This window comes from Variovorax sp. Varisp85 (genome assembly GCF_047304045.1).
Taxonomy (GTDB): Bacteria; Pseudomonadota; Gammaproteobacteria; order Burkholderiales; family Burkholderiaceae_C; genus Variovorax.
The window spans coordinates 18,186-44,197 of sequence record NZ_JBGLYN010000032.1 but is presented as its reverse complement, the minus strand read 5'-3'; the positions used below and the strand labels follow the sequence as shown (position 1 = coordinate 44,197).

Here is a 26,012-nt window from a genome sequence, read left to right as displayed (position 1 = left end):
TCTTCCCCAGAACCACCGACCATGAAAATCGTCAACATCCTCGAGTCCACCCGTCCCATCAAGTCGGACATCCGCAACGCCTACATCGACTTCTCGAAGATGACCTTGAGCCTCGTGGCCGTGGTCACCGACGTGATCCGCGACGGCAAGCCCGTCGTCGGCTACGGCTTCAACTCCAACGGCCGCTACGGCCAGGGCGGGCTGATCCGCGAGCGCTTCCTGCCGCGCCTGCTGGAGGCCGAGCCGGCATCGCTGCTCGACGAGACCGGCGACAACCTCGATCCGCACAGGATCTGGGCCCGCATGATGATCAACGAGAAGCCCGGCGGCCACGGCGAGCGCTCGGTGGCCGTGGGCACCATCGACATGGCCGTGTGGGACGCCACCGCCAAGATCGCCGGCAAACCGCTGTACCAATTGCTCGCGGAGCGCTACGGCACCGGCACGCCGGACCCGCGCGTGTTCGTGTACGCGGCCGGCGGCTACTACTACCCCGGCAAGGGCCTGGAAGGCCTGCAGCGCGAGATGACCAGCTACCTGGAGCGCGGCTACTCGGTGGTGAAGATGAAGATCGGCGGCGCCACGCTGGCCGAAGATTGCGAGCGCATCGAGTCGGTGCTGAAGATCCTCGGCCCCGGCCAGCAGCTCGCGGTGGACGCCAACGGCCGCTTCGATTTGCAGACGGCCGTCGACTACGGCCGCGCGCTGTCGCAGTACCCGCTGTTCTGGTACGAGGAGGCCGGCGACCCGCTCGACTACGAACTGCAGGCCAAGCTCGGCGAGGTGTACGCCGGCCCCATGGCCACGGGCGAGAACCTGTTCTCCATGCAGGACGCGCGCAACCTCATCCGCCACGGCGGCATGCGGCCCGACCGCGACTGGCTGCAGTTCGACTGCGCGCTGAGCTACGGGCTGGTGGAGTACCTGCGCACGCTCGAGATGCTGAAGGCACACGGCTGGTCGCCCTCGCGCTGCATTCCGCACGGCGGCCACCAGATGTCGCTGGCCATCGCGGCCGGCCTCGGGCTCGGCGGCAACGAGAGCTACCCCGACCTGTTCCAGCCCTACGGCGGATTCCCCGACGGCGTGAAGGTACAGAACGGCCACGTCACGCTGCCGCCGCTGCCGGGCATCGGCTTCGAGGGCAAGGCCGACCTGATCACCGAGATGCGCGCACTAGCAGCCTGAAAGCAAGCACGGCCGGTCTGTTCGTGGGGCACCGCGGAACCAGCTTTGCCGGGCCGCAGGTGTCGCCCCCGGCGAGGGGGTAGGCGAAGCGACACGAAGTGCGCGAAGCCTGGGGGAGTATCAAGGATGAAAGCCGGAGCGGCGCACGACCGGCTCCCATTGCTGGCGATAGTTCTTGAGCATCTGCGCGGTCTCGGCCGCGTTGCTGACCACGGACGTGATGTAGAGCGCGTCGGCCGCCTTCTGCAGTCCCGGGTCTTTCATGACGTCGCGAATCGCGTTGGACAGCACTTGCACCTTGGCGGGCGCCATCGTGCTGGGCGCGAAGAAGGTGTTCCAGCCGTCGGCATCGATCTTCATGCCGGCTTCGCGGAAGGTGGGGACGTTGGGCGCGAAGCTCGCGCGCTTCTTGCCTGACGTGGCCAGGATGCGGATCTTGCCGGCCACGTGCTGCGGATAGAGCGAGTCGAGCGTGTCGATCGCGATCGGCAGGCTGCCGCCGCTCAGGTCGGCTGACAGCGGCGCCGAGCCGCCATAGCCCTTGATCTCCGGCTGCACGCTCAGCGCATCGCCCACCATCAGGCCGAAGAAGTGGGGCAGGCTGCCCGTGGCCGGCACGCCGAAGACCGCCTCTTCAGGGTGCGCCCAGAGCCGGCCCACGAGGAACATCGCGCGGTCGAGCTGGAGCTTGTTGCCGACCGCCAGCGCAAAGTCGTAGCTGCTGACTTGCGAGACGGGCACGAAGTCCTTGTCGGGATCGTAGCCCGCGTCCTTGAACACCAGCGGCGCGACCACCATCACGGCGGGGTTGCCGAGCATCAGCACGTTCTGCCCCGCGGGGGCGCGCTTCACTTCCCTGGCCGCGAGCCGGCCGCCCTCGCCCGGACGGTTTTCCACGCTCACCTGGATGCCGAGCTTCGGCGTCAGCCGCTCGGCGATCAGTCGCGCGATGCGGTCAGTGCTGCCGCCCGCGGCATAGCCGACCACGAGCGTGAGCGGTCCGCCCTCGAGCGCGGCGGGCGCCTGGGCATGGACCAAGGGGGCGCAAGCGGCCAGGGCGACGCCCCACGCCATGAGCTTGCGCCTGGAAAGAAATACGGGCATCGGTTCTCCTGCGGGCAGTTGTCGTGAACGGGGGGCGCGCACGGTTTTCACGGCGAAAATCGCGCGCCCGGACTGTTTCCATTCGTTCAAATTTGTTACCGGTTTATACACATACACAAACAGTTGATCTAATTCACTATCCGTCCGCCGAGGCGGGCGAACCACATTTCCTGCCCCTTCTCCCTTCCGTCATTCCTATGCAACAAGCTTTTCCCGATGCAGCAGCGTTGCGCTCGCCCCGCTCCCTGGACGATCTGCTGCTGTACCGGCTGTCGCGTGCCGTGCGCGCAGGCAGCGGCATGGCGACCCGCCTGGTCGAAGGGGGCTTCGGCATCACGCGCCGCGAGTGGGGCATGGTCGCCACGCTCGCGCAGGAGGGCGAGATGACCTCGTCGACGCTCGCCACGCACCTGCACCTGGACCGGGTGCGCACCTCGCGCGGACTGCGCAGCCTGGTCGAGAAGAAGCTGGTGGAGCGGCGGCAGGACTCGCAGGACCGGCGCGAGGTGCATGTGCAGCTGAGCGCTTCGGGCCGGCAACTGTTCGGCCGGCTGTTTCCGCGGATCGCAGAGCTGAACACGGAACTGCTGGAAGGCATCGAGCCTGCGCACCTCGACATCTTCCTGCAGTGCCTGCGGCATCTGGAACAGCGTGGAGTGCAGTTGCTTGCACAGGGGGTGGTCGCGGAGAAGGCGGACCGCCGCTCGGGGGGAACGCGGCATCGGTGGCCGGAGCGCGGGGGCTGACGGCGCCCTTGCATGGCCGCAATCGCGAACTAGACTGAAGCATGAGGGCACCCGCGGTGCCGGGGGCCAAGGAGCGTGCCATGTACAAGCGTGTTCTTGTCCCGACCGACGGCTCTGCGCTCTCGGAGCAAGCGGTCAACACCGCCATCGAGCTGGCCTTGTTGACCAATGCGGAACTGGTGGGCGTCACCGTCGCTCACATCGAGCCCGTCGGCTACTTCGAAGGCTCGATGATGCTGAGCCAGCGGGACATCCAGGCCTCTCAGGCGCAGACGGACCAGGCCGCGCAGCACCTGGTCGACAGGGTCGCAGCCCTCGCGCTCGGCAAGGGGGTTCGCAACGCCCAGGCCATCGTCATGAAGTCGAACCAGGTCGCCGAAGCCATCATCGCGACCGCGAAGAACCAGCAGTGCGACCTGATCGTGATGGCCTCGCACGGGCGACGCAGCCTGGCGCGCCTGCTGATGGGCAGCGAGACGCTGCATGTGCTGACGCACTCGCACGTTCCGGTGCTGGTGCTGCGATAGGCAGCTCGCCGCTGGCGGCGCCCGTTCAGGCCAGGCTCGGTTCGCCGCCTGCCTGGGGCTGCTGAGCCTCCTGATCCAGCCATTGCAATTCACTCAGGAGGTACGGCCTGGAAAGAGTCATTCCGTCCAGCCGGACGCGCACGGCCAGGCCATACACCTTGGTGATCGTTCCCGGCTTCCCCTGAAACTCCACCCGCGCCCCTCTTCGGACGGGGGCCCTGAACTGGGCGTAGATTTCCTTGATATTCATCGCAAGGGTTCCTGTGAGCAGTTGGCCGGAGAACCGCGGTGATGGTTGTGTGGTCTGGTCATTTCGTAGGGGGCAAGCAGCCGGAGGCTGCATCGCGGATGCGTCATCCCGGATTGGGTTCCGCAGACGATGGGTCGCGGGGAGGACGCGAGCATGAATACGTTTGAGGCTGAGCCACCGGCTCCTCATGCTCGGCAGCGCATTCCGCGTGTCCCACCGCGCATTCACGCTCGCCATCGGCCATGACCGCGCTCGGCGCCATGCCGAAACGAGCTCGAAAACGCCGTGAGAAATGCGCAGCCGATACAAAGCCGCAGCGGGCGCAGATCTCGCCGATCGTGGCGCTGCCGCGCCGGGCTCCTCGCAACAGGCCATGGGCCCGCTCCAGCCTGTGCGCCATCAGCTCGGCGCCGAAAGTCATTCCGTCCTGGGCCATCCGCGCATGCAGGCTGCGCACCGAGATGCCCAGCTTCTCGGCGACGACCTGGGGATTCAGGGCGGGATCGGCATACATCTGTTCGACGACCTGCCGCACCTTGCGCCTGAAGAAGCTGCGCTCCCTGCGAACCGTCGTCAGCTCCCCTTCCCTTGCGCCAAGAAGAACAGCATGCACGGCTCCAACGAGCAGATCGGACAGCCTCTCGGATTCGGCCTTTTCGAATGCATGCGGCCACGCGCTGAGCATGCGCATCTGGCCGGCCAGAAGGTGGAGTGCGGCGTTTTGTGGCTGGGGGCGCGCAATCAGGCTTTCAACGGCACTCGCGTGAGGACCCAGCGCCGCAAAGGGTATGGCCAATGCGAGCATGCTGACCGACTGCCGATGGTCGAGCCGGTATTCACGCCTGCCGTCGATCAGGAATGGCTGCCCGGGCGCCGCCTGCATGCCTCGTTCGAGTTGCAGGACGTCGCATTTCCCCGAGGTATAGAGATCGATGAAGAGAAACGGCCGTTCGAGGCGTGCCAGGTCCGAGGCCGTGCACTCGACGTCATGCGGCGAGCAGACCTGCACATGGTTGAGCGCCAGCTCCTCGAAGCCGCGCGTCGTGAGCGTGGCTTCGAAATCGTCGGGCCACGGCACGTTCGGGGTCACCGGCGTCTTCGCCTTCTGGCCCGCCTCGCGCCAGAATTCCGCTCGGCGCTTCGGCTCGATGTGCAGCGTCGACCATCGGTTGAAAATCATCGCGCAGCAGGGCGATCGAGGTCCGCGATCTGTTTTCGATCCGGCACCGGAATCACAGCCATTGCAGGGTGTGCCCGATATTTCCTCTTTCGCCCCGCCCTCCCTTCACTCGGTTTTCGGGCGAGAGAATAATCACAAAATCGATTTTTCCGCGATGGACTTGTCTATAAGCGCAGGAAAAATTGACTCCTGGCGCAGTTCGCCCTCCAGCCCGGCTCGCCCATCGCGTAGCCAGCAGCGTCTCGATGTCGTGTACGCGGCGCCCTGTGGCGCAGGGTCGGCCTGCTTCACGATGCGCTCGGGCGATGTGCCAGTGACCACATGGAACCGGACCGGAATGCCATGGCGGAAAAAGGTCTCGGGATTGCCGATGTCGCCCGTCGGCCGCGAAAAGCGCGTGTCGAGCATCAGCACGCCGAGGAAGGCGCCGGCATTTTGGGTCATGTCCGTGGGGCTGGCCATTCATTCATTCCACCGTGCTGCGGCGGTCGATCTTGCGGCTCAGCACGATGGAGGTGTGCGTCTGGTTGATGCCGTCGATCTGCCCCATCTGGTCGAGGAGCTTGTCGAGCTGTTCGGGAGTGCCGCAGCGCAGCAGGACCATGTAGTCGAACTGGCCGCTCACGGCCCATACCTCCTCCACCTCGGGCAACCGCTCAAGCGCCTTGATGGTCGCGGGGGCGCCCTTCGCATTGACGCTGAGGCCGCAGAAGGCTCGCACCACGGCCTGTTCGAGCCGCTGGCCAAGGCGCACGCCATACCCCGAGACGATACCCTCGCGCTCCAGCCGGGCAATGCGCGCGACCACGGTGGTCCGTGCGATCTTGAGCTTGCGCGCGAGGTTGGCGGCAGGCTCGCGGGCGTTGGCTTGGAGCAGCGTCAACAGATGGCGGTCCAGGTCGTCGAGTCGTTGGTCCATGGCAGCCCCTGCAGCGGAAATGAGTGGATTGTGACCCGCGCGAAGCGAATGCCCGGGCGCCGGTGTCGGGAGCATCACCATCGTCAACGCAGCGATCGATGGACAGCGAGAAGCCGGAACAATTTCATGTCAAACTGGAATCAACGCGGGCCGTCATCTGCCACGCCTTATTAGAGAATTACGCTAGCGATCTTACGTTTTAGTCATCATGTTCAGACGCGAATTTCTTCCCCCCATGGGCCAGCTGCTGGCCTTCGAAAGCGCAGCGCGCCACGCCAGCATCTCGCGAGCCGCGCAGGAACTCCACCTGACGCAGAGCGCCATTTCGCGGCAGATCAAGCTGCTGGAAGAGCAACTGGGCACGGCGCTTTTTCATCGCGTGCGGCAGCGCGTGGTGCTCACCGAAGCCGGCCGCGTGTATGCGGCCGAGCTTCGCGGCGGCCTGGACAGCGTGTCCAACGCCACCCAGCGCGTGGTGACCATGGGCGGGATGGGAGAGGTGCTCAACCTCGCGGTGCTCCCGACATTCGCAACGCGATGGCTGATCCCGCGCATGAAGCGTTTTGCCGCGCTGCATCCGGGCGTGACGGTCAACTTCGCAGCGCGGACCGAGCCCTTCGATTTCGCGCGCGAGCCCTTCGACGCGGCGATTCACTTCGGCGCCGATTTCTGGCCGGGCGCTTCTTGCGACTATCTGCTCGGGGAGAGCGTGGTCCCGGTGTGCAGCCCCGAGTTCAAGCGCCGCAGCGGCATCCACACGCGCGAGGACCTTGCGGGCCAGTGCCTTCTTCATCAGTCGTCGCGCCCCATGCAGTGGTCGGAGTGGTTCGAGCAGGTCAAGGTGAGCGCCGCGCATGCGATGCGCGGCCCGCGCTTCGAGCACTTCGCCATGCTCGCGCAAGCGGCGGCGAATGGCCTCGGCGTTGCGCTGGTGCCGAAGTTCCTCATCGAAGAAGAGCTGGCCTCCGACCGGCTGGTGGTGCTGTTCCGCGAGGCGCTGCTGACGCAGCGGGCCTACTACGTGGTGGTGCCGGAAGTCGCCGCCGAAAATCGCCTGGTGCTGGCGTTTCGCGATTGGCTGGTGGCCGAGGCGGCCGCGTCGCGGCCGTCGAGTGCCTCGTCGAAATCAACTCCGCCTGCGGCCGCCGGACGTTGAATCGCCTCGAGCAGCGGCTGGGCAAGCAGGATCACAAGGAGCACTCATTCGAGATCGAGATTGGAAGCGCCCAACCTGACGAACCGCGTCGTCGAAACGACGAAGCGTTCAGCCCTTTCGCCGATCTGCTCTCTACCATCCGTCAAAACTCGCTTCTACAGTTCTTTTCACAGGGCAACGGTGCCCCGCAGGAGAAATGAAATGACGAAAGTGAAGATCGAAAATGTGCTGGTCCTGGGCGCCGGCAAGGTCGGCAGCACCGTGGCCGACATGATCGCGGAGTACCACCGCCTGCCCGTGACGCTGGCCGACGTGAGACCGGGCCGCAACGATGAAAGCGACCCGCTGGTGCGGCGCATTGCGCTCGACGTCGAAAACAACGAATACCTGCGCACCGCGCTGCGCGCGCACTCGGTGGTGATCAACTGCCTGCCGTTCTTCCTCGCGCAGCGCGTGGCCACCGAAGCGGCGGCATGCGGCGTCCACTACTTCGACCTCACCGAGGACGTGGCGGCGACGAAAGCCATCCGCGACATATCGAAGACGGCCACCTCGGTCCTCATGCCCCAGAGCGGCCTGGCGCCCGGCGTGATCGGCATGCTCGGCGGCTATCTTGCCAGCCGCTTCGACGAACTCTACGACCTGCGCCTGCGCGTGGGCGCCCTCACGCGCAATGCCACCAACAGCCTGCGCTACAACTTCACCTGGAGCATCGACGGCGTCATCAACGAGTACTGCAACCCGTGCGACGCCATCGTGAACGGCCAGCTGGTGTCGGTGCAGCCGATGGAAGGGCACGAGACCTTCACGCTCGACGCCGAGGCCTTCGAAGCCTTCAACACCTCCGGCGGCCTGGGCACGCTGTGCGAGACGCTCGCGGGCAAGGTGCGCAACCTCGACTACAAGACCATCCGCTATCCCGGCCATTGCGACGCGATGAATTTCCTGCTGCACGACCTGCGCCTGATCGAGCGCCGCGACCTGCTGCGCCAGGTGCTGGAGCATGCCGTTCCGCACAGCCGCGAAGACGTGGTGATCCTGTTCGCCTCGGCCTCGGGCCGTCGCGACGGCCGCTTCGAGCAGGAGACGCGCGTCGCGCGGGTGTTCGGAGCGCCGCTGCGCGGCAAGGACCGCACCGCCATCGAGCTGACCACCGCCGCCGGCGTCGTCGGCGTGTTCGAGCTGCTGCGGCAAGGCAAGCTTCCCGCGCTCGGCTTCGTCGGCCAGGAGCAGGTGCCGCTCGGGCAGTTCCTCGCCACCAAGGTCGGCCACTATTACCAGGGGCTCGGCGTGGCGTCTTCCGCACCTGCGCCCAGGCCCAAGGGCGAGCCCGCGCACGCCTGACCGCCTCTCTGGCCAACCGCGTGCTGCCGGTGTATTCCTGGCTCGCCAGCAAGGAGCTCGATCCGCTGGCGCCGAGGCCCGGAGACGTCGCGTACCTGGCTTGGGGGTTGTCGCTTCGTACCGTTACTCGAACCGTATCTCGGCCACCGTAGGCGCATTCGGTTCCCTGGTGTTGGCGTTCGCGAGGGCGCCGTCCTTTTCGATCCTGAACCAGTAGCGGCACCCGGTTCGCGAAATCATCGTCACGCACATCGCACCATCGGGGTTGAGAAACCATTTGCCCGACGCTCGGCCGGGGCCGCTCCGGTTGGCGAAGTCCACGCGGCCGTCGGCGTAGAACTGCCAGCTCGAGACCATGCCGGTCGCGAGATTGTTTGAAACGATGGGTTTGCCGATCAAGGTGCTCTCGATCTCGGTCTTGCTCAGAAACACGCGATCATGAGTGGGCGCCGACTCATCGGAGATGGCGGGGACGGCAGCAATGCAAAGCAGCGTGCGGATGGCGTAACGTGTGAACATGACATGCCCTTCTGACGTCGCCGAAAACGTCATTCGGAGGGGGCAAGCTCGGCCAAAATGTTGGCCCGTCGCGCTGAGGTGCGCGCGGTGGCGAAGTTGTTCTTCGACAAGTCTGCTCAGTTGAATCATTTCCTCTAGTAGTGGTCGGCTGTCATCCAGCCAGATTCGCTTGAATGCATGCGTGAATGCATTCGTGTACGGTTGCATGCGGGAGCCGGCGCCCCTCGGTGCGTGCACCGCTTGATCAATGAACGTTCTCGTTTTGCCGCCAGCATTCCAGGAAGCCGGCACGCATCGCGATGCGAGCCATCGACTTCAATGGCGTTACAGGGCATTAACCAAAAAGTGTCCTTGTCCCGCGCATCGGGTAAGACCCATGTGCAGGAATATGGCTTGCTTTTTTCTGCTTTCCACAGCCTCTCGGGGCGGTTGTGGCCAGAAAGCGGATCGACAAAGGCGGTGTTCGATTTCAGCAATGACACAACGGTGCTCCGATTGCCCTTCGGTGAGTGACCGAAGAGCGGTCTGAGATGGCGGTCGGAGGCGACTTCGCAAGACGCCGGAGATCGCGGGAATGCACTGTGAAGGCAACTTCGATCCTGCTTGTATTTCGTTGTGTCGCATGTACTGCGTTTGTAGCACTCATGATCTGGCTGCCCTGGTCGATGTCGAATATCTCAGCGACCTCCCGAAGCCGTGCAACGCAGCCGCCTGACGCTTTTCGCCAATCGCCGGGAGTACCGCTGCCATTGCCGCGAGGCACCCGCGGTGTGCCAAGATCGAGGCGCTGGGCCTGCAGGTGGCCGGCGGCAAGCCCGAAGCGTTCCAGAAGACGGTACGGGCGGACGCCGCCATCTACGCGAAGATCATCAAGGACGCGAACATCCGCCTGGCGCCCTGAAGCCGCGCCACCGCTGCGCGCCAGTGCCGCGCACATGGCGCAGTGGCCTGGATCGACGGATTCCCTAGGGGCCTGGGGATGGGCCGCAGATCGGTGCGCATCCTTGTCGCTGGAGCGTACTCGCTGGGTAGTCTGCCTTCGTGCAGAACCGCTTTCGGCAAGGCCGTTCAGCTCCTGCACGCGCGGTACCGGGCACTCGCCGCAGGCGGCCGGAGGTCGGCTTCCGCTGCTGCAAAGCCGACCTCCGCTTCCCGCACAAGCTGAGGATCAGTTCTGCGCTGGCGTCGCAGCGGAAACGGCTGCGCGCAACCCCAACTCATAACTGTCTACGCCGAAACCGCAGATCTGTCCCCGCACGATCTCTGCGAAGACCGAGTGGTGGCGGAACTTCTCCCGCGCATGGATGTTCGACATGTGCACCTCCACCACGGGCACCGTCAGAATTGCCAGCGCATCGCGGATTCCGTAGCTGTAGTGCGTCCATGCACCGGCATTGATGAGCACTGCGTCCACGCCCTCCGAGAAGGCGCGATGGATGCGCTCGCACATCTCGCCCTCGCTGTTGGTCTGAAAGCTCTCGATCCCGGCACCCAGCTCCTTGCCCAGAGCTTGCAGCCGCTGGTCGATTTCCTCGAGGGTTGTCGTGCCGTACTGCTTCGGATCGCGCTTGCCGAACATGTTGTGGTTGATGCCGTGAAGCATGAGGATCTTCATGATGCGTCTCCGAAATGAGCTGTCAGACCAAGGGAATGGTCATGCGGTCGATCACGGCGCGGGTGTCGGGGCGCACGCCGCGCCACCATGCGAAGGCTTCCGCGGCTTGCTCGACCAGCATGCCGACACCATCGGCCAGCCTTGGCACGCCGGCGTTTTGCGCCAAACGCAGGAAGGGAGTGAGCCCTTTGCCGTAGGCCAGTTCATACGCCAGGCGCGCGCCCTGCAGGGCCTCGACCGGCAAGGGCGGCAACTCGCCCCTGAGACTGGCCGAGGTGCCGTTGATGACGATGTCGAATTCTTCGCCCGAAAGATCGCCGTAGGCGCATCCCTCGACCTTGCCGTGAGCCGCGAACTGCCTTGCAAGATCGTCCGCCTTGCCCTGCGTACGGTTCGCGAGCACCAGCACCGCTGGTTGCTGTTCGAGAAACGGAAGCAGTGCGCCACGGACCGCACCACCTGCGCCGAGCACCAACATGCGCGCCCCCTTGAGCGCGAAGCCAAGGTTGCGTTGGATGTCATTGGTGAGCCCCAGGCCATCGAAGTTGTCGGCCACGATACGGTCACCCTCGAACTTGAGTGCATTGGTCGCGCCTGCAAGTTGCGCGCGTTCAAGCCTTTCCGTGGCCAAGGCAAAGGCCTGAAGCTTGAACGGCGCCGTCACGTTCATGCCGCGTCCGCCAGCGCTGCGAAATGCATGCAGATCGTCGGCGAAGTGATCGAGAGATCCTTCGATCGCGCTGTAGTCGATGTCCTGTCCGGTCGAGGCTGCAAAACTGCCGTGGATGTAGGGCGACTTCGTGTGCCCGATGGGGTTGCCGATGACGGCGTACTTGTCGGTCATCTCGAGAAGCTCCTTATGCGCTGTAAAGCACGCCGTCGGCCTGCATGTCTGCGATCTGTGCGGCGTCGAAACCCAGGCTGGCTGCGATTTCCGCGTTGTGCTCGCCCAACTCGGGCGCGACCTGCATGATCGAGGTATCGCCGCCCGACATGCGGAAAGGCAGGTTCGGCAGGCGGATCTTTCCGAGCACCGGGTGGTCCTGCTCGACCACCATTGCGCGCGCCTGGATCTGTGGGTCGGCCAGCACTTCGTCGATGCGCTGGACCTTCGCGGCCGGCACGTCGATGCCGTCCAGCATCTTCAGAAGTGCCGCCACCGGTCTTGCCGATACCCAGGGCTTCACCACTTCGAGGATGCCGGTGCGCTGTGCGTTGCGACCCGCCGAGGTATGCAACATCGTGTCGGTGCCGAAGCCTGCCGGGCCACCTGTCTGTTCCACCAACGCAGCGAACCTCTTCCAGGCGTCGTCGACTTGCGCCGCGATGACGACGTCGCCGTCCTGCGCGCGGAACACGCCGTAGAGCGTCGAGTTGGGCATGTCGTGCCCTGTCTGCACCGGTACTTCCTTGCCTCCCGACAGCGTGTAGCACTGCACCGCGTATTCGTGCATCGACACCAACGTGTCGTACAGCGCCATGTCGATGTGCTGCCCGCGCCCGGACTTCACCCGACCGAGGAGGGCCGCATTGATGGCCGCCACCGCATGGATGCCGGTGTACATGTCGCCTAGCGAGATCCGCAGCAGAGGCGGCGCTTCACCGGGATTGCCGACCATCTGCATGATCCCGCTCTTGGCTTCGGCGATGAGGCCGAAACCGGCGCGGTGCGAGTCGGGGCCGGTATGTCCGTAGGCCGAAATCGAGCAGTAGACGAGGCCGGGGTTGGTCTCGGCCAGTTCGGCATACCCCAGGCCGAGCTTGTCGAGTGCACCGGGCCGGTAGTTCTCGACGAACACGTCGGCACTGTCGACGAGCTTCTTCATCAGTGCGCGGCCGCGGGGATCCTTGGTGTTGACGCTCAACCCCTTCTTGCCCATGTTCTGCTGCAGGAAGTAGCCGCTGTGGTCACCGACGAACCAGGCATGCTGGCGGCCTGCGTCGCCCGACCCCGGGCGCTCGACCTTGATGACTTCCGCACCCAGTGCGGCGAGGCAGCGCCCCACATACGGACCGGCCAGGAAGTGGCTGTAGTCGATGACGCGCATGCCGGCCAGCGGCAGCGCTTGTTGCGACGACGCGCTCATGCCGGCCTCCTTGGCACCATCACGCGGTGCTCGCCCTTCTGCACGACCTCATCGCGCTGGTTGATCAGTTCGGACGGCAGCACGAGGATGCCCCAGCCCGGCTTGCTCTTCGATTCGCGCTTGGTGCCCACGTGGAACCTCACTCGCACCGTGTCGCCCAGCTTGATCGGGCCAACGAAGCTCCATTCCCAGCCCAGCGACATGCCGGGCATGAAGCGCAAGTCGCTCCTGGTCTTCAACCCGTCGGCGATCGACAGGCCGAACAGGCCGTGTGCCACGCGAGTGCCAAACGGCGTCATGCGGGCATAAGCCTCGTCTGTGTGCACGGGGGTGTGGTCGCCGCTGAGGTCGGCGTAAGCCATCACGCGCGCCTCCGTCACTTCGTAGGGCGGGCTGACGCAGGTGGCGCCGACGACGGCGTCGTCCCAATACTTGTCTTCGATGGTCAGTGATGTCATGGGTGTCTCTCCTGGATTGAAAGGTTCAGGCGCGTGGATCGATGGCAAGCGCGCGGGCCACGGTGCCTGCGCTGGCCTGGATGAATTCGACGGCCAGGCCATCCGGCAGGCGCAGCCAGTTGCGGCCTTGCGGCATCTCGGTGACGCCGAAGGCTTGTGCAGCGGCGAGTGCGGCCTCGAGGTCTTCGCACATCACGCCGATGTGGCCGAGGCGGCCCTCGGGTCCGGCGTAGTCAGGCTTGGCCATGAACTGCATGCCGCCGAGCGTCCAGTATTGGATGGGCTCCTCGAAGGTGCCTTGCACCTCGCGCATCGTCATGCCGCAGACATCGTGAAAGAACCGGATGTGCCAATGGATGTCTGCCACCCAGATGGCGACATGTTCGACGTAAGCGCGCGGACGGGTCATTTCGCCTCCATACGGCGTTCGATGCCCTTGATGGCAGCGACCAGCGTCTGATTCACGGGGGTCGGCACGCCGTGTTTCAGGCCCGCGCGCACAACGGCGCCGTTGATGAAGTCGATCTCGGTGATGGAACCCTTCTCCAGGCTTTGCAGCATCGAGGTCTTGAACTCGTAAGGAAGCCCTTCGGCAGCCATCATCCAGGCGTCGCGCGGCGAGCCGATGGACAACTTCACGCCACCCGCTTCGGCAACAGCCATTGCCTCGCCCACTGCTGCAAGGGCTGCAGCTTCGATCTCCGGTACTGCGTAAAGGCTGCCGTACACCTGCCCCGTGATCGCACTCAACGCGCCCGTGGAGACGTTGATGAGGAGCTTGTCCCAGATCACGCCCGTGATGTTGTCGCTGACCTCGCACGGCAGCGCAGCGCGTTCGAATTCGGCGGCAATGGCCGCAGCCCGTGCACTGATGCGGCCATCGAGTTCGCCGATCACCGTGCGCTTGTTGCGTGTGCCCGCGATGATGTGGCCCGGCCCGAGGAACACGCCGCCGACATAGGTCTTGCCGGCCAGCACATGCTCCGCGCCGGCGACCTCCGCCAGGATGTCTTCATGCCCCATTCCGTTCTGCAGCGACATCACGGCGGTGTCCGGACCGACGACGGACAACGCGCCCTCGATGGCTGCACGCGTATGGAAGGACTTGACCAGCACGATCACCAGATCGGCCGGAGGCAAACCTTCGACGCTGGTGACGGCACGCACCTTCACCATGCGCTCGTTGTCGCCGTCCTTCATGCGCAGGCCATCGCGTCGGATGGCGTCGACGTGGGCCTGGAACGGATCGATGAGCGTCACATCGGAGCCACCCGCCGCGAGGGTGCCCCCGATGGCGCATCCGAGGGCGCCTGCGCCCAGAAAGTAGATCTTCATGCGTGTCTCCTGATGGAATGACACAACGATAGTTTTTTCAGGCCATGTCACCAATGACATGGATGAAATGGTCTACATTCCGTTTTGAAATGGAAGCGGGCGACTATCCGACGAATACGGGGACCGGCATGGTCAGCGTCAAGCTGCTGTGCCTGTTCGACCTCGTCTACAGCACACGCAGCGTGACGCGCGCGGGTGAGCAGATGGGGCAGAGCCAGCCGACCGTGAGCAATTGGCTCGGCCGCTTGAGAAAGCAACTCGGGGACGAACTTTTCGTGCGCACGGTCGACGGCATGCAGCCAACGCCGCGCGCGACGGAACTCATCGTTCCTGTACGCGAAGCCTTGGCGGCATTGCGTCGTGTCGCTGCGCCCGAGCCGGCCTTCGAGCCGGCCAGCGCCACGCGGCGCTTCCGCATCTGCATGACCGATGCGAGCCACATCACATTGCTGCCGCAACTGCTGGCGCACGTGCGCGCGGCTGCGCCGGGCATCGTCCTGGAGGCTGCACGCATCGACGAGCAGACCGGGCCGGCGTTGCAATCGGGCCAAGCCGACCTGGCCATCGGCCTTGTGCCTTGGCTCGAGTCAGGTTTCTTCCAACAGGTGCTCTATCCGCAGGACTGGGTGTGCCTGGTCAACGCCAAGCATCCGCGTGTGAACGGCAAGCGCATGGGCTTGCGCGAATACCGGGCCGAAGCGCACGTCGGCATCTCCGGTGGAACTGGCGTTCAGTTGCTGGAAGCCGCGCTGCAGCGTCACCGCGTGGTGCGACGCATCCTGCTGGAACTCCCGGGATTTCTCGGTCTGGCCGCGATCGTGTCGACCACCGACTTGATCGCCACGGTGCCGCGACAGATCGGCGAGACGCTGGCACGGACAACCGGCCTTTCGGTGTTCGATTGCCCCGTGCCCGTGCCGCCTTTCACAGTCAAGCAGCACTGGCACGCCCGATACAACCAGGATCCGGCAAACCGCTGGCTGCGAGGCCTGTGCGAGCACCTGTTCGCGCGAAATTTGCGAAAGGCTCAGTGAAGGCCGTGCGCGCCTGGTGGCAACGAGTACCCGCTTACTTTGCAAACGACTGGCCTGCGCGAATGCTCCGATTGAAATTTAGTGTTGACGAAGCCGGCCCAGATACAGAGGCATACGCAAACCGGGCTCCAGACGCTCCGCGCGCCGAACAATCTTCCCATCAGTCCGGAAGCGCATGCGGATCCGGCTGACCACCATTCCGGTGCTCATCAATCACTTCGGATTCAAGGAAATTTCAAATGACCGATTCCTCTCAGTTGCCCCGTCGCTCTTTCCTGGCCAAGGCGGCGCTCGGCGTGGCTGCCGTCCAGCTGACTTCGATCGTGCCCGCCTTCGCCCAATCTGCCGGCACAGGCGCCGTCAGACGCCTCGAGCCGCTCAAGAGCATCGACGCCGGCAGCCTCAGCATCGGATATTTCGAAGCAGGTCCGGCCAACGGCGCGCCTGTGATTCTTCTGCACGGCTGGCCCTACGACATCCACATGTTCGTCGACGTCGCACCACAACTGGCCGCCGCGGGCTTCCGCGTGATCGTGCCGTACCTGCGCGGCTATGGCACCACCCGGTTCCTGTCGGCCGACACCCCGCGCAACGGCCAGCAGTCGGTGGTCGCCGTCGACATCATCGCGCTGATGGATGCGCTGAAAATTCAGTCAGCCACCGTTGCCGGCTGCGACTGGGGCGCACGCACGGCATGCATCATGGCCGCGCTGTGGCCGGAGCGCGTGAAGGCGCTGGTGTCGGTCAGCGGCTACCTCATCGGCAGCCAGGAGGCCGGCAAGATCCCCCTGCCCCCGCAGGCCGAGTTGCAATGGTGGTACCAGTACTACTTCGCGACCGAGCGCGGCCGCGCGGGCTACGAGAAGAACCGCCACGACTTCGCCAAGCTCATCTGGCAGATCGCATCGCCGAAGTGGAACTTCGATGCGGCCACCTTCGATCGCAGCGCCGTCGCGTTCGAGAACCCCGACCACGTGGCCATCACCGTGCACAACTACCGCTGGCGCCTGGGCCTGGCCGACGGCGAAGCGAAGTACCAGGCACTGGAAGACCGACTCGCCAAGGCGCCCGTGATCGGCGTGCCGACCATCACGCTGGAGGGGGACGCCAACGGTGCGCCGCACCCCGAGCCCAGCGCCTATGCGAAGAAGTTCTCGGGGCGCTACGAGCATCGGCTGGTGAGCGGCGGCATCGGCCATAACCTGCCGCAGGAAGCACCCGAGGCCTTCGCAAAGGCCGTGATCGACGTCGCGCGCGGGTGAGTCGCGTCCGCCGTCGTCGAGCAATCACCTCCAAGGCACAGGAATACAAGCCATGTGGAACATCTATCAGGCATACATCGATGGGACCTTCGTGCCCGTACAGGGCAGCGAGCGGCTGGAGATCGTCAACCCCGCAACCGAGCAGGTCATCGGCACAGTGACCTTGGCGAACCGCGACGATGCGAAGCGAGCGATCGATGCGGCCAATCGGGCACAGCCGGGGCTGGCCGGCAGCACCAAGGCACAGCGCATCGAGATGCTCAAGCGCCTCGAGGCGGCCGTGCTGGCGCGCACCGACCAGATCTGCGAGGCCACGATCGAGGAGTACGGCGGCCCTTTGGCCCGCTCGCAATGGGTCAGCAACTACGCCTCGCAATGCTTCGCGAGCACGGCACGGATGCTGCAAGACTACGTCTTCGAACGCCGCTTGGGCGACGCCACTGTGGTGATGGAGCCCGTCGGCGTGGCCGGCCTCATCGCCCCCTGGAACAGCACGACCGGAAGCATTTGCAGCAAGTTGGCATCGGCCATCGCCGCGGGCTGTGCCTCGGTCGTCAAGCAGAGCGAGTTGGGCCCGCTGCAGGCGCAGGTCGTGACCGAGGCATTGCATGACGCGGGCCTGCCGGCCGGCGTCGTCAATGTACTGCTCGGGCGCGGCGGCGATGTCGGCGACGAGATCTCCACCAACCCGGGAATCGCAAAGATCTCGTTCACCGGTTCCACGCAGACCGGCAAGCTCATTGCGCGCGCAGGCCTGGATACCATGAAGCGCGTGAGCCTGGCGCTTTCGGGCAAGTCGGCCACCGTGATACTGGACGACGCCGACCTGGTCGCCGTGTTGCCCATGGCGCTGAACGCGGCCTTCATGAACAACGGCCAGGCCTGCGTGGCCGGCACGCGACTGCTGATCCCGAACGTGCACATGACGCAGGCGATCGAACGCCTGCAGGCCACGGTGACCGCCATGCGCGTGGGCGATCCGCGCGACGCCGCCACCGCCGTCGGGCCGCTCGCGAGCAAGGCGCAGTTCGAGCGCGTGCAGCATTTCATCCGCCGCGGTCTGGCGCAGGGCGCGACGCTCGTGGCCGGCGGCGAAGGCCGCCCGGACGGTCTTGACAAGGGCTGGTTCGTGCGGCCCACCGTATTCGCCGGCGTGCGCAACGACATAGACATCGCACGCGAGGAAATCTTCGGGCCGGTGCTCTCGGTGATCGGCTATGACGACGAGGATGAAGCCGTTGCCATCGCGAACGACTCCGTGTACGGCTTGCAGGCCTACGTCTTCTCGTCGCAGCCGATGCGCGCCCTCGGTGTGGCCTCGCGGCTGCGCGCCGGCACGGTGCTGGTCAATCGCATCACGCCCGAGTTGATCGCGCCATTCGGCGGCGTCAAACAGTCGGGCATCGGCAGAGAGTTTGGCATCTTCGGCATGGAAGCATTCCTGGAGCCCAAGACCATTGCCATCCCGAACGGCCTTGTGCTGCCCCGTCAGGCAGCTTGAGCACGATCGCTCGCCGGTTGGGTTCACGGCCCCGCGCCGGGGGCACGCTCTACGCCGCCGAGTCTCTCAGCAACCGTTGGGCTGCTTGCAGATCTGCAGTCTCGAAGCCTTCGGTGTAGCGAGCGAGGACGCCCGCGAGCCCAGACCGTACGTTTATCTCAGGTCCAGACTCGCGATAGCTAGAGCCACCCGAACACCCGGCATGAAGAGCCGTGCGATCGCGGCGTCGATGATTCCGACAACGAGCATCCAGAGGTAGTGGCGCATACTTCTTCCCGTGCATATTGGTGGGCCGCCGTCTTCATTGAGCCCAGACTGCCTGGATCACCGAAGACATCGCCACGATCAGCGGATCGCTCGCACGCTCAGCCGAAGTGACAAAGAACAACTGCGCATCGATCCTGGCCGCGCTCCAGACCATCCAGTCTTCCCGCTCGGCTCCCAGCACGGCAACCTCCTCCCGCAAGAGCGCGCAGCCGCTGCCTGAGCGAACAAAATCATCCAGTCCGCTGGTGTCCTCGCTTCGCAGGACCACATTGGGATCGAGCCCCTGCTGCTCGAACAAGGAGCGCAGCATCTGATGGACATGTGATTCGATCGCGCCGTCGATCCATGGAAGGCTCGCCAGAAAGCGCCAGCCCCAGCTGTGCATCTCGGGCTTCAGCCGATTGGGAATCGCCACGCGATAGCTGAGCGATCGCAGAGGATGCCACTGCACGTCGCGTGGCGGATTCGGTGCCACGATGAGTGCGCAGGACAATCCACCGCCCCGCACCTGATCCAGAAGGTGCAGCAAAGGCAGGCTGCGCGTACGAAGCTCTACCAGAGGCAGCCCCTGCTGCATGCCTCCCAGCAACGCGCCGAGCCGAAGAAACTCGGGCGTCTCGCCCGGCACCCCCAACTCAATGCTCCCAGAGAGTTCACCCTTCAGGCGCTGCGCCGTTGCTTGCATCTCGGCCGAGGACTGCAGCAGGGCCTCCGCACAGGGAAGCAGGCGCTCCCCCGCCCGGGTCAGGCTCAGCCGGCCGCCGGCGCGAACGAACAGGGCGATGCCGAGGTCCTGTTCCAGCCCTTTGATCTGCGCCGTCACGGCCGGCTGGGTGACGTGGAGTGCATCAGCCGCCTTGGTCACGTTGCCCAGCCGGGCCACAGAGACGAATGCACGGATCTGGTAGAGCTCCATGGTTCACGAACAAGCGCGTCAGGCTGCGAAAAGACGCACTTGGGAGGGCTCCAACCCGAGACTCACCGCGCATCCGGCGGGGAACTTGGAAAGACCCGCGTAGTGCGGTTGATCCACTTCGACGGCCTGGTTTCCGACCCGCACGCGATAGCGGGAAAACTCCCCGAGGAACTCGCTCGCTTCCACCGTTCCCGGCATCCATACGAAGCGCGCATCGCGCGCCGCGTCGACGACATCCACTCGCAGCGAATGCGGCCTGAACGTTGCCAGTACGCGGTCAGAGGCCGGAGCGTCCGACGGGAGCTGGAACGGCAGCCCTCCCACGCCGTCGATGTCGAGCGTCACGGTGTTGCCCTGGCGACTGCTGACGCGGCCGGCGAGGCAGTTCATCGTCCCCACGAAATTCGCCACGAACGGGTTGACGGGATAGTCGTAGAGCATCGCGGGACTGCCTACTTGCTGCAGCACGCCGCGATCCAGGATTGCCATGCGGTCTGCCGTCGTCATGGCCTCTTCCTGGTCATGGGTGACGAAAATGGTGGTAATGCCGAGCCGCCTCTGCAACGCCAGGAGCTCCTGGCGCATCTGTACGCGCAGCGACTTGTCCAGATTGGAGAGCGGCTCGTCCAGCAAGAGCACCTGTGGCTCGATGACGATGGTGCGCGCCAGCGCAACACGCTGCTGCTGGCCGCCGGAGAGCTGGCTCGGCTTGCGCTTGGCATAGCGCAGCAGGTCCACGGTCTCGAGCGCGGCCGCCACCTTGCGCTTGATTTCCGACCGTCCGACCCGGCGTTCCACCAGTCCGAATGCAACGTTGTCCCACACGTTCAGATGGGGCCACAGCGCATAGCTCTGGAACACCATGCCGATGTTGCGTTTCCATGGGGGCATGCCGCTGACGTCCTTGCCATCCACGAGAAGCTCGCCGTGCTGATGCTGGTTGAAGCCGGCGATGAGCCGCAGCAAAGTGGATTTTCCGGACCCCGAAGGTCCCAACAGCGCAAAGAACTCACCAGGCTCGATGAGCAGGTTGACGTCCCGCAGGACTTCCGTCGCTCCGTACGCGAGCCGGAGATTGCGGCACTCGACACTTACTTTTTTCATGATGTCTCCTCAGATCTTCGCGGGAACCGCCCCGAACGGCAGCGGTGCTTCCTCTTCCACAGGTCGCGCGACGAACCGGCTGCTGGTTCGCTCGACGACAACGTGCGATATGTAGGTACCCAGCGCAACAACGACGATGGCCAGCACGCCCAGGGCCGCCCCGGGGCCGCGGCCCGCGACACTCTGCATGTACAGGTAGATGCCATAGCTCATCGGTGCCTGCGACTGGCTGGTGGTCAGCATGATGGTGGCAGACAGCTCGACGGCAGCCGTGATGAAACTGGTGACGAAGCCCGCCAGAATCCCTCCCGCCATCAACGGCACCACGACGCGCCGGATGGTTCGTGCCTTGGTCGCCCCCACGCTTTCGGCAGCCTCCTCGAGCGAGACGTGAATCTGCTGCAATGCCGCCACGCACGACCGCAGCGCATACGGCAGGCGTCGCACGGCGTAAGCCAGCATGATCATGACCCAGGTGCTGGTGAGAAGCACCTCCGTACCAGGGACCAACACACCCTTGAAAAAGCGCAGATAGCCGATGGCAAGGACCAGGCCGGGGACAGCCAGCGACGCCGTTGCTATCACGTCCAGCCAATGGCGTACCGGCAGCCGCGTGCGCAGCAGCAGGTAGGCGATGGTCGTGCCGAGCACCACGTCGAGGCCGGCGGCGAGCCCGCAGTACAGCATCGTGTTGCCAATCATGCTGCCGGCATCCTGGAATACCGTCGCGTAGTGCGCGAGGGTGTAGGCGTCCGGCAAGGGAGAGAAGCTCCACACGTTCCCGAACGATAGCAGCAGCACGCCGATGTGGGGCGACAGAACCAGCAGCATGACCAGCCCGATCCACCCATAGGCCAGAAGCGATCCGGCGGGCGACAGCACGCGCCGCTGAATGGCCCCGCCACCCTTCTGGATCGTCGAGAAGTCCTTGCCCTTGAGCATCCGTGCAGACAGCGACATGGCGGCGATGGAAAACGCGATCATGATCACGCTGGTCACGTAGCCTAGCGGATCTTCCAGCCCCACCTGGGTGATGCGCAGGTAGGCCTGCGGGGCGAGCATGTTGGTCGTGCCCAGCACCAACGGTGTGCCCAGGTCGTCGAAGACCTTGACGAACACCAGCGACGCCCCCGCCACGAACCCCGGCAGCGCCAGCGGGAAAATAACGCGCCAGAAGAGACGCCAGCCGCGGCAGCCGAGGTTCATTGCAGCCTCCTCCATCGCCCCGTCTATGTTGCGCAGCGCGAGCGTGAGGTTCATCAGCACGAAGGGAAAGTAGTGGATGGACTCGACGAAGATCACGCCGCTCAGCCCATCCATCAGAGGAATCGAGAACCCGAGGTACTCGTTGAGCAGCAGGTTGATGCTGCCCGAGCGCCCGAAGATCAGTTGCAGCGCCACCGCACCGACGAAGGGCGGCATGATCAGCGGGAGGACGCCGAGCGTCTGGATCAGGGCGGCGCCGCGGAACTGGAAGCGAACCGTGAAATAGGCCAGCGGCACCGCGATCAGCGAAGCGAACACGGTCGACATCACGGCCACATAGAGGCTGTTGAAGAACGCCTCCTGCATCAGCGGCTGGGAAAAGAATGCGACGAAGTGCCCGATCGTCGGACTCCCGTCTGCATTCACGAACGCGGTGTAGAAAACCCACGCCACGGGCATGACGAGGAACAGCAACAGGAAGACGGCAACCAGACCTGCAGCGCACCACGCGCCTGACCGCACATCCGATGGAAAAAGACCCAGCATGAAGATCTCCATGGCAGCCCGGCATTGCCGCGCTGCACGACATTGTGGTTACTTGAGGAGGGCCTCGGCCTGCTCGGCCAGGCTCCGCGCCTGGTTGTAGTTTTCCAGCGCCTTGCCGCTCCAGTCGCCCTCGAGGCCGGTGATCCGCTTGTTCGCCTCGGCATCCTTCTTGTTGGCCGCAAACATCGTCAAGAAGGCCTTGTCGGCAACCATCGACGCACTCACCAACGGCGTGAACGCGAGGCTGCGAGCCCTCTTGATCAGCGCGGCCGCCTCCGCATGAGGTTTGCGGGCCAGCGCCGCCTCGGCCCCATGAATGGCCTTGGTCGCGGCCTTCAGCTCCTTGTGCCGAAAGGTGATGGTCTGGTCGAAGAGAGACGAGACGACGTTGTAGCGCGTGGCGGAGAGATCCGCGTCGAATTTGACCTTGGTGCGCCTGGCAACCTCATAGGCGTTCGGAAAGCCGGCTGGCATTTTCAGTTGCTCGGGTGGCAACACCGGAAGACGGGAGATCTGCGGAGCAACGAGCAGTTGTTGCCCTTCCTTCGACAGCGAGAACGCAATGAACTTCCTGGCTTCCTCGGCGTTTTTGGCACCGGCGATCAATGCAATGTTGGCTGGCACCATGGCCGTGACGCTCGGGTAGGCGAACTCCACCGGAAAGCCCGAGTACTTGCCTGCGAGGCCGAAGAAATCGATCACCATGCCGATGCCGAACTGCCCGTTGTTGACACCGTCGGGAACGCCGAAACTGCGCTCCGTGATGGCCGCGCTGTTGCCCGTGATCTGAAGCAGTTCCGACCATCCCTTGTCCCACCCCTCTCCCTGAAGAATTGTCTCCACGGTCAGGTGAGTCGTGCCGGAACGCGAGGGCGAGCTCAGCGCCACGTGGCTGAAATAGATTGGTTTGGTGAGGTCGCTCCATTCCGCGGGCGCAGGAAGCTTGTTGGCCGACAGGTACCGCGTGTTCCACATCAGTCCGTACCCGCCGAGTGCCTGGCCGAGGTACATCCCCGAGGCCTCGTTGAGGGGGTAGCTGCCCACGGTCTTGGGGACGGACGGATTCGCCAGCGCCGCAATGGGCTCCAGCAGTTTCCCGTTGACCAGGACCTCGAAGGCATCGGGTGCCGAAGCCCAGAAGACGTCGGGGCGCTGTCCTGCCGGCATTTCGCGGACATAGGCGACGCCTGCGGTGGTGCTCTTGTTCAGGATTTCAAGCTTGATCGAGGGGTTGGCTTTCTCGAACGCCGTCTTGTACGCTTGTGTCAGCTCCTTGGGAAACGATGTCACGACCGACACGGTGCCGGCGTGCAGCGCTGCGCAACCAGCGAGGGCGGCCAGCGTCAGCAAGGGCCGAAAGTCAATGCGCATGGAAGTCTCCGTTGTCTTGGTGATAGTGGGCCCGAGCTTATGGCCGAGGCGGAACGCATTCCAATCACAGTTTTTGATTCGAGGCATTGCCGGGAGCCTCACTCGGGTTTGCCCGTGCAAGTGGCTGCGACAGGTCGCCACCATCTGGCCCCTTGCCGTCATTGCCTTGCATACTCCCCTCTTTCCCGCTTCACCATCGGCCCTCGAAACCGCACCGCCCTTCACTCGCCGTCGGACCACTCTTTCATGCCAAATGACATCTTCATGAAGAAGGTACGCGTGGAATGTCGTCACATTCACTTCTCTCACGGCCCGGCAAAGGCATTGAACGACGTCAGCCTCGACATCGCACCGGGTGAATTCTTTGCCTTGCTGGGGCCATCGGGCTCGGGAAAATCGACGTTGATGCGGGTCATCGCCGGGCTCGAGGCGCCTGACCTGGGCCGCGTGCTTCTGGACGGCCGCGACGTGTCCGAGGAGCCCGCCTGGGCCCGGCAGGTCGCCATGGTGTTCCAGAACCACGCCCTCTGGCCTCATATGTCCGTGGCAGAGAACATCGCCTTCGGCCTGATCGAACGCCGGGTCGAAGCACCCATCGTTCGCATCGCGGTCTCCCGGTGGCTGAGTGCCATCGGCCTGCAAGGCCAAGGAGATCGTGAACCGAACCAGCTTTCGGGGGGGCAGCAGCAACGTGTCGCATGGGCACGGGCCCTTGCCGCCGAGCCCCGACTGCTGTTGTTGGACGAACCGTTCTCCAACGTGGACAAGACGCTGAGACTGGGACTGCGGCAACAGCTGCGCACTTTGCAGCAACACCTTGGCATCACGACCGTGCTCGTCACGCACGATCAGGAAGAGGCACTCGGCTCGGCAGATCGAATTGCCGTGCTGGACAACGGCGCCGTCCAGCAGGTCGGCAGCCCCACCAGCCTGTACGACTACCCGGCCAACACGACCGTTGCCCGTGCCGTTGGTCAATGGAACCTGCTCATCGGCTCGGTGCGCTCGCGGCAAGGTGGTGTGCTGCTGCTCGACGTTGAAGGTGTCGGCGAACTGCGCGTGCCGCTGCGATCGGACACACCCGCCACCTCGCGGCTCTCCATCGGCTTCCGCCCGCATGCCGTGAAAGTCGGCCATCAGGACGACGTGCACGACGCCCGCTACACATGGCTCGCAGGCACGGTGGAGAACGTCGAATTCCTGGGCAGGGCCATCCGCTACCGGGTGCGAATAGGCGATCACGCCGTGCTGGTGGACGAGCCGCATCATCGCGGCGCATCGCGCCAGGCTGTCGGTACCGACATCACGCTCGGAATCGAATTGGCTCGGTGCCGGCAATTCGCGGCCTAGCTTTTCGTCTCGGATTCGCGCCCCCAATGCGTCTTTGATCTCGACCCGAGCGCACCGAGCGCGATGGCCTTATGGCCGTCATCAGAAGACGTGATTGGAAGGATGCCACCTGCTCTGCTATTTTTGCGTCGCCTGCCGCCCCAACCACGGTTGACGAGGGCTATCACACCGGGCGCGCACCGTGAACCCGGTCGTCCTGCCCATGCCGGACGCCCGATCCGCGGTCGCTCCGCACAACGAACGGAGATACTCAATGCGCATCATCACCCGCCAGCTTTGCTGGCTATCCCTTGTCGCCTTCTTGTTCACCGGCTGCACGACGCAAGTGCCGCCGCCGGCCGGCGTGCCGCGGGTCTACGAGAAGACCATCGCCTCGCCGGTCAAGGACGAAACCTACCTCGATCCAGCGCAGATAGACACCACGCGCTTCCTGGCACCACCTCCCGATGAAACGTTCACTCGACGCGAAATTGAGCAGATGCTCGTGCTGCAGCAGCTGCGCACGCCGGCGCAGGCGGAACGATCCATCGCCGACCTAGAACAAAGTATTTTTCGTTTTTCCGACGTGATGGGCGAGCGGTTCAGGAAGGAAGACCTGCCGCGGACCGCCCAGCTGTTCGAGACGCTGTACAGAACCGAAAGCAGTCTCAACAAGCAGGGAAAGGAAAAATGGCAGCGCACGCGGCCTCCGCTGTTCGATCAGCGCATTCAACCGGTGGCACGGTATTCTTCCAGCGGCTCCTACCCGAGTGGTCACTCGACCTTTGCCTACCTCGCCGGGATCGTGCTGGCCGACATGGTTCCGGAAAAGCGTACACGAATCTTTGAGCGTGCCAGCGAGTTCGGCGAAAACCGCGTCCTCGGTGGCGTTCACTACCCTAGCGATACCGAAGCGGGTCGTCGCCTGGCGACGATGATCGCCGTCCTGATTCAGCAGAATCCCGCGTATCAACGCGATTTCGCCGCCGCCCGAAAGGAACTGCGCGCGTTGCTCGACCTGGACAGATGATCGTTGAGCGCGGCCAGG

At 64.5% G+C, this 26,012-nt stretch carries 27 protein-coding genes; 11 read left to right on the top strand and 16 right to left on the bottom strand.

All coding sequences use genetic code 11. The features are described 5' to 3' along the window. Positions 1 to 21: 21 nt before the first annotated feature. On the top strand, positions 22 to 1,188 hold the full coding sequence (locus tag ACCC97_RS14775; protein WP_413333515.1) for a mandelate racemase/muconate lactonizing enzyme family protein: 1,167 nt from the start codon (positions 22 to 24) through the stop codon (positions 1,186 to 1,188). A gap of 120 nt (positions 1,189 to 1,308) precedes the next feature. Here the strand turns inward: ACCC97_RS14775 and ACCC97_RS14770 are convergent, their stop codons facing one another. Next, positions 1,309 to 2,292, bottom strand: coding sequence for a tripartite tricarboxylate transporter substrate-binding protein (locus tag ACCC97_RS14770; RefSeq protein ID WP_413333513.1), 984 nt, complete (start codon positions 2,290 to 2,292; stop codon positions 1,309 to 1,311). Between the two features lie 197 nt (positions 2,293 to 2,489). On the opposite strand from ACCC97_RS14770, the gene ACCC97_RS14765 reads away from it, so the two are divergent. Together ACCC97_RS14765 and ACCC97_RS14760 are read left to right on the top strand one after the other, a co-directional pair. Continuing rightward, a complete protein-coding gene (locus ACCC97_RS14765; protein ID WP_007828994.1) occupies positions 2,490 to 3,038 on the top strand; it encodes a MarR family winged helix-turn-helix transcriptional regulator in 549 nt (182 codons plus the stop codon). An 80-nt stretch (positions 3,039 to 3,118) separates the two neighbouring features. After that, entirely contained in the window at positions 3,119 to 3,565 is a 447-nt protein-coding gene (locus ACCC97_RS14760; protein WP_007828992.1) for a universal stress protein, read from the top strand. A gap of 25 nt (positions 3,566 to 3,590) precedes the next feature. Here the strand turns inward: ACCC97_RS14760 and ACCC97_RS14755 are convergent, their stop codons facing one another. From ACCC97_RS14755 to ACCC97_RS14740, 4 genes are all read right to left on the bottom strand, one after another. Continuing rightward, on the bottom strand, positions 3,591 to 3,815 hold the full coding sequence (locus tag ACCC97_RS14755) for a hypothetical protein (RefSeq protein WP_007828990.1): 225 nt from the start codon (positions 3,813 to 3,815) through the stop codon (positions 3,591 to 3,593). A 103-nt stretch (positions 3,816 to 3,918) separates the two neighbouring features. Continuing rightward, the gene (locus ACCC97_RS14750) at positions 3,919 to 4,995 is read right to left on the bottom strand and encodes a helix-turn-helix transcriptional regulator (RefSeq protein ID WP_007828987.1); all 1,077 of its coding nucleotides are present in this window, start codon (positions 4,993 to 4,995) and stop codon (positions 3,919 to 3,921) included. Between the two features lie 132 nt (positions 4,996 to 5,127). Next, on the bottom strand, positions 5,128 to 5,457 hold the full coding sequence (locus ACCC97_RS14745) for a hypothetical protein (RefSeq protein WP_413333511.1): 330 nt from the start codon (positions 5,455 to 5,457) through the stop codon (positions 5,128 to 5,130). Between the two features lie 4 nt (positions 5,458 to 5,461). Continuing rightward, positions 5,462 to 5,914, bottom strand: a complete 453-nt coding sequence (locus ACCC97_RS14740) for an Lrp/AsnC family transcriptional regulator (protein WP_413333509.1) — start codon at positions 5,912 to 5,914, stop codon at positions 5,462 to 5,464. A 208-nt stretch (positions 5,915 to 6,122) separates the two neighbouring features. On the opposite strand from ACCC97_RS14740, the gene ACCC97_RS14735 reads away from it, so the two are divergent. Genes ACCC97_RS14735 through ACCC97_RS14725 form a run of 3 tightly spaced genes read left to right on the top strand, consistent with a single transcriptional unit; the run spans position 6,123 to position 8,414 of the window. Further along, a complete protein-coding gene (locus ACCC97_RS14735; protein ID WP_413333507.1) occupies positions 6,123 to 7,070 on the top strand; it encodes a LysR family transcriptional regulator in 948 nt (315 codons plus the stop codon). Next, entirely contained in the window at positions 7,067 to 7,270 is a 204-nt protein-coding gene (locus ACCC97_RS14730; protein ID WP_413333505.1) for a hypothetical protein, read from the top strand. The genes ACCC97_RS14735 and ACCC97_RS14730 overlap by 4 nt, the downstream gene beginning before the upstream one ends. 1 nt (position 7,271) lies before the next feature. Then, positions 7,272 to 8,414: a saccharopine dehydrogenase family protein gene (locus tag ACCC97_RS14725; protein WP_413333503.1), complete on the top strand. Its 1,143-nt coding sequence runs from the start codon at positions 7,272 to 7,274 to the stop codon at positions 8,412 to 8,414. Positions 8,415 to 8,537: 123 nt separating this feature from the next. Here the strand turns inward: ACCC97_RS14725 and ACCC97_RS14720 are convergent, their stop codons facing one another. The 7 genes from ACCC97_RS14720 to ACCC97_RS14690 form a co-directional block, all read right to left on the bottom strand. Then, positions 8,538 to 8,933, bottom strand: coding sequence for a hypothetical protein (locus ACCC97_RS14720; RefSeq protein WP_007828978.1), 396 nt, complete (start codon positions 8,931 to 8,933; stop codon positions 8,538 to 8,540). Positions 8,934 to 10,101: 1,168 nt separating this feature from the next. Further along, positions 10,102 to 10,548 carry a type II 3-dehydroquinate dehydratase gene (gene aroQ, locus ACCC97_RS14715; RefSeq protein ID WP_007828976.1) on the bottom strand — a complete coding sequence of 149 codons (447 nt, stop codon included), beginning with the start codon at positions 10,546 to 10,548 and terminating at the stop codon, positions 10,102 to 10,104. Positions 10,549 to 10,570: 22 nt separating this feature from the next. Further along, the gene (gene aroE / locus ACCC97_RS14710; RefSeq protein ID WP_413333501.1) at positions 10,571 to 11,392 is read right to left on the bottom strand and encodes a shikimate dehydrogenase; all 822 of its coding nucleotides are present in this window, start codon (positions 11,390 to 11,392) and stop codon (positions 10,571 to 10,573) included. A gap of 13 nt (positions 11,393 to 11,405) precedes the next feature. After that, complete coding sequence (locus ACCC97_RS14705) at positions 11,406 to 12,635, bottom strand: CaiB/BaiF CoA transferase family protein (protein ID WP_413333500.1); 1,230 nt, start codon at positions 12,633 to 12,635, stop codon at positions 11,406 to 11,408. Continuing rightward, on the bottom strand, positions 12,632 to 13,084 hold the full coding sequence (locus ACCC97_RS14700; RefSeq protein WP_413333543.1) for a MaoC family dehydratase: 453 nt from the start codon (positions 13,082 to 13,084) through the stop codon (positions 12,632 to 12,634). Before ACCC97_RS14700 ends, ACCC97_RS14705 begins: the two co-directional genes overlap by 4 nt. A 34-nt stretch (positions 13,085 to 13,118) precedes the next feature. Next, on the bottom strand, positions 13,119 to 13,502 hold the full coding sequence (locus tag ACCC97_RS14695) for a VOC family protein (RefSeq protein WP_413333498.1): 384 nt from the start codon (positions 13,500 to 13,502) through the stop codon (positions 13,119 to 13,121). After that, entirely contained in the window at positions 13,499 to 14,428 is a 930-nt protein-coding gene (locus ACCC97_RS14690) for a ketopantoate reductase family protein (RefSeq protein WP_413333497.1), read from the bottom strand. Before ACCC97_RS14690 ends, ACCC97_RS14695 begins: the two co-directional genes overlap by 4 nt. 89 nt (positions 14,429 to 14,517) lie before the next feature. Here ACCC97_RS14690 and ACCC97_RS14685 point away from each other — a divergent pair, with 89 nt between their 5' ends. From ACCC97_RS14685 to ACCC97_RS14675, 3 genes are all read left to right on the top strand, one after another. Next, positions 14,518 to 15,462, top strand: coding sequence for a LysR family transcriptional regulator (locus ACCC97_RS14685; RefSeq protein ID WP_413333541.1), 945 nt, complete (start codon positions 14,518 to 14,520; stop codon positions 15,460 to 15,462). 239 nt (positions 15,463 to 15,701) lie between these two features. Then, positions 15,702 to 16,724, top strand: a complete 1,023-nt coding sequence (locus ACCC97_RS14680) for an alpha/beta fold hydrolase (RefSeq protein WP_413333495.1) — start codon at positions 15,702 to 15,704, stop codon at positions 16,722 to 16,724. Positions 16,725 to 16,776: 52 nt separating this feature from the next. Then, positions 16,777 to 18,225 carry an aldehyde dehydrogenase family protein gene (locus ACCC97_RS14675; protein WP_413333494.1) on the top strand — a complete coding sequence of 483 codons (1,449 nt, stop codon included), beginning with the start codon at positions 16,777 to 16,779 and terminating at the stop codon, positions 18,223 to 18,225. Positions 18,226 to 18,526: 301 nt separating this feature from the next. On the opposite strand, the gene ACCC97_RS14670 is transcribed toward ACCC97_RS14675, so the two are convergent. The 4 genes from ACCC97_RS14670 to ACCC97_RS14655 are packed head-to-tail and all read right to left on the bottom strand — an operon-like array spanning position 18,527 to position 23,635. Beyond that, positions 18,527 to 19,408, bottom strand: coding sequence for a LysR family transcriptional regulator (locus ACCC97_RS14670; RefSeq protein ID WP_007835746.1), 882 nt, complete (start codon positions 19,406 to 19,408; stop codon positions 18,527 to 18,529). A gap of 18 nt (positions 19,409 to 19,426) precedes the next feature. Then, positions 19,427 to 20,512, bottom strand: a complete 1,086-nt coding sequence (locus ACCC97_RS14665; RefSeq protein WP_007835747.1) for an ABC transporter ATP-binding protein — start codon at positions 20,510 to 20,512, stop codon at positions 19,427 to 19,429. A gap of 9 nt (positions 20,513 to 20,521) precedes the next feature. Further along, a complete protein-coding gene (locus tag ACCC97_RS14660; RefSeq protein WP_007835748.1) occupies positions 20,522 to 22,264 on the bottom strand; it encodes an ABC transporter permease in 1,743 nt (580 codons plus the stop codon). 48 nt (positions 22,265 to 22,312) lie between these two features. Further along, positions 22,313 to 23,635: an ABC transporter substrate-binding protein gene (locus ACCC97_RS14655; protein ID WP_413333492.1), complete on the bottom strand. Its 1,323-nt coding sequence runs from the start codon at positions 23,633 to 23,635 to the stop codon at positions 22,313 to 22,315. Between the two features lie 264 nt (positions 23,636 to 23,899). Between ACCC97_RS14655 and ACCC97_RS14650 the strand changes: the two genes are divergently transcribed. After that, positions 23,900 to 24,985, top strand: a complete 1,086-nt coding sequence (locus ACCC97_RS14650) for an ABC transporter ATP-binding protein (protein WP_413333539.1) — start codon at positions 23,900 to 23,902, stop codon at positions 24,983 to 24,985. A 253-nt stretch (positions 24,986 to 25,238) separates the two neighbouring features. Next, complete coding sequence (locus tag ACCC97_RS14645) at positions 25,239 to 25,994, top strand: phosphatase PAP2 family protein (protein WP_413333490.1); 756 nt, start codon at positions 25,239 to 25,241, stop codon at positions 25,992 to 25,994. The last annotated feature ends 18 nt before the right edge of the window (positions 25,995 to 26,012 follow it).

Coding starts and splice junctions, on each gene's coding strand:
- aroE (WP_413333501.1), bottom strand. CDS start 11,392: ATGACCGACAAGTACGCCGTCATCGGCAACCCCATCGGGCACACGAAG.
- ACCC97_RS14725 (WP_413333503.1), top strand. CDS start 7,272: ATGACGAAAGTGAAGATCGAAAATGTGCTGGTCCTGGGCGCCGGCAAG.
- ACCC97_RS14745 (WP_413333511.1), bottom strand. CDS start 5,457: ATGGCCAGCCCCACGGACATGACCCAAAATGCCGGCGCCTTCCTCGGC.
- ACCC97_RS14750 (WP_007828987.1), bottom strand. CDS start 4,995: ATGATTTTCAACCGATGGTCGACGCTGCACATCGAGCCGAAGCGCCGA.
- ACCC97_RS14680 (WP_413333495.1), top strand. CDS start 15,702: ATGACCGATTCCTCTCAGTTGCCCCGTCGCTCTTTCCTGGCCAAGGCG.
- ACCC97_RS14695 (WP_413333498.1), bottom strand. CDS start 13,502: ATGACCCGTCCGCGCGCTTACGTCGAACATGTCGCCATCTGGGTGGCA.
- ACCC97_RS14685 (WP_413333541.1), top strand. CDS start 14,518: ATGGAAGCGGGCGACTATCCGACGAATACGGGGACCGGCATGGTCAGC.
- ACCC97_RS14660 (WP_007835748.1), bottom strand. CDS start 22,264: ATGCTGGGTCTTTTTCCATCGGATGTGCGGTCAGGCGCGTGGTGCGCT.
- ACCC97_RS14720 (WP_007828978.1), bottom strand. CDS start 8,933: ATGTTCACACGTTACGCCATCCGCACGCTGCTTTGCATTGCTGCCGTC.
- ACCC97_RS14765 (WP_007828994.1), top strand. CDS start 2,490: ATGCAACAAGCTTTTCCCGATGCAGCAGCGTTGCGCTCGCCCCGCTCC.
- ACCC97_RS14740 (WP_413333509.1), bottom strand. CDS start 5,914: ATGGACCAACGACTCGACGACCTGGACCGCCATCTGTTGACGCTGCTC.
- ACCC97_RS14760 (WP_007828992.1), top strand. CDS start 3,119: ATGTACAAGCGTGTTCTTGTCCCGACCGACGGCTCTGCGCTCTCGGAG.
- ACCC97_RS14675 (WP_413333494.1), top strand. CDS start 16,777: ATGTGGAACATCTATCAGGCATACATCGATGGGACCTTCGTGCCCGTA.
- ACCC97_RS14735 (WP_413333507.1), top strand. CDS start 6,123: ATGTTCAGACGCGAATTTCTTCCCCCCATGGGCCAGCTGCTGGCCTTC.
- ACCC97_RS14650 (WP_413333539.1), top strand. CDS start 23,900: ATGAAGAAGGTACGCGTGGAATGTCGTCACATTCACTTCTCTCACGGC.
- ACCC97_RS14690 (WP_413333497.1), bottom strand. CDS start 14,428: ATGAAGATCTACTTTCTGGGCGCAGGCGCCCTCGGATGCGCCATCGGG.
- ACCC97_RS14665 (WP_007835747.1), bottom strand. CDS start 20,512: ATGAAAAAAGTAAGTGTCGAGTGCCGCAATCTCCGGCTCGCGTACGGA.
- ACCC97_RS14705 (WP_413333500.1), bottom strand. CDS start 12,635: ATGAGCGCGTCGTCGCAACAAGCGCTGCCGCTGGCCGGCATGCGCGTC.
- ACCC97_RS14755 (WP_007828990.1), bottom strand. CDS start 3,815: ATGAATATCAAGGAAATCTACGCCCAGTTCAGGGCCCCCGTCCGAAGA.
- ACCC97_RS14645 (WP_413333490.1), top strand. CDS start 25,239: ATGCGCATCATCACCCGCCAGCTTTGCTGGCTATCCCTTGTCGCCTTC.
- ACCC97_RS14775 (WP_413333515.1), top strand. CDS start 22: ATGAAAATCGTCAACATCCTCGAGTCCACCCGTCCCATCAAGTCGGAC.
- aroQ (WP_007828976.1), bottom strand. CDS start 10,548: ATGAAGATCCTCATGCTTCACGGCATCAACCACAACATGTTCGGCAAG.
- ACCC97_RS14670 (WP_007835746.1), bottom strand. CDS start 19,408: ATGGAGCTCTACCAGATCCGTGCATTCGTCTCTGTGGCCCGGCTGGGC.
- ACCC97_RS14655 (WP_413333492.1), bottom strand. CDS start 23,635: ATGCGCATTGACTTTCGGCCCTTGCTGACGCTGGCCGCCCTCGCTGGT.
- ACCC97_RS14770 (WP_413333513.1), bottom strand. CDS start 2,292: ATGCCCGTATTTCTTTCCAGGCGCAAGCTCATGGCGTGGGGCGTCGCC.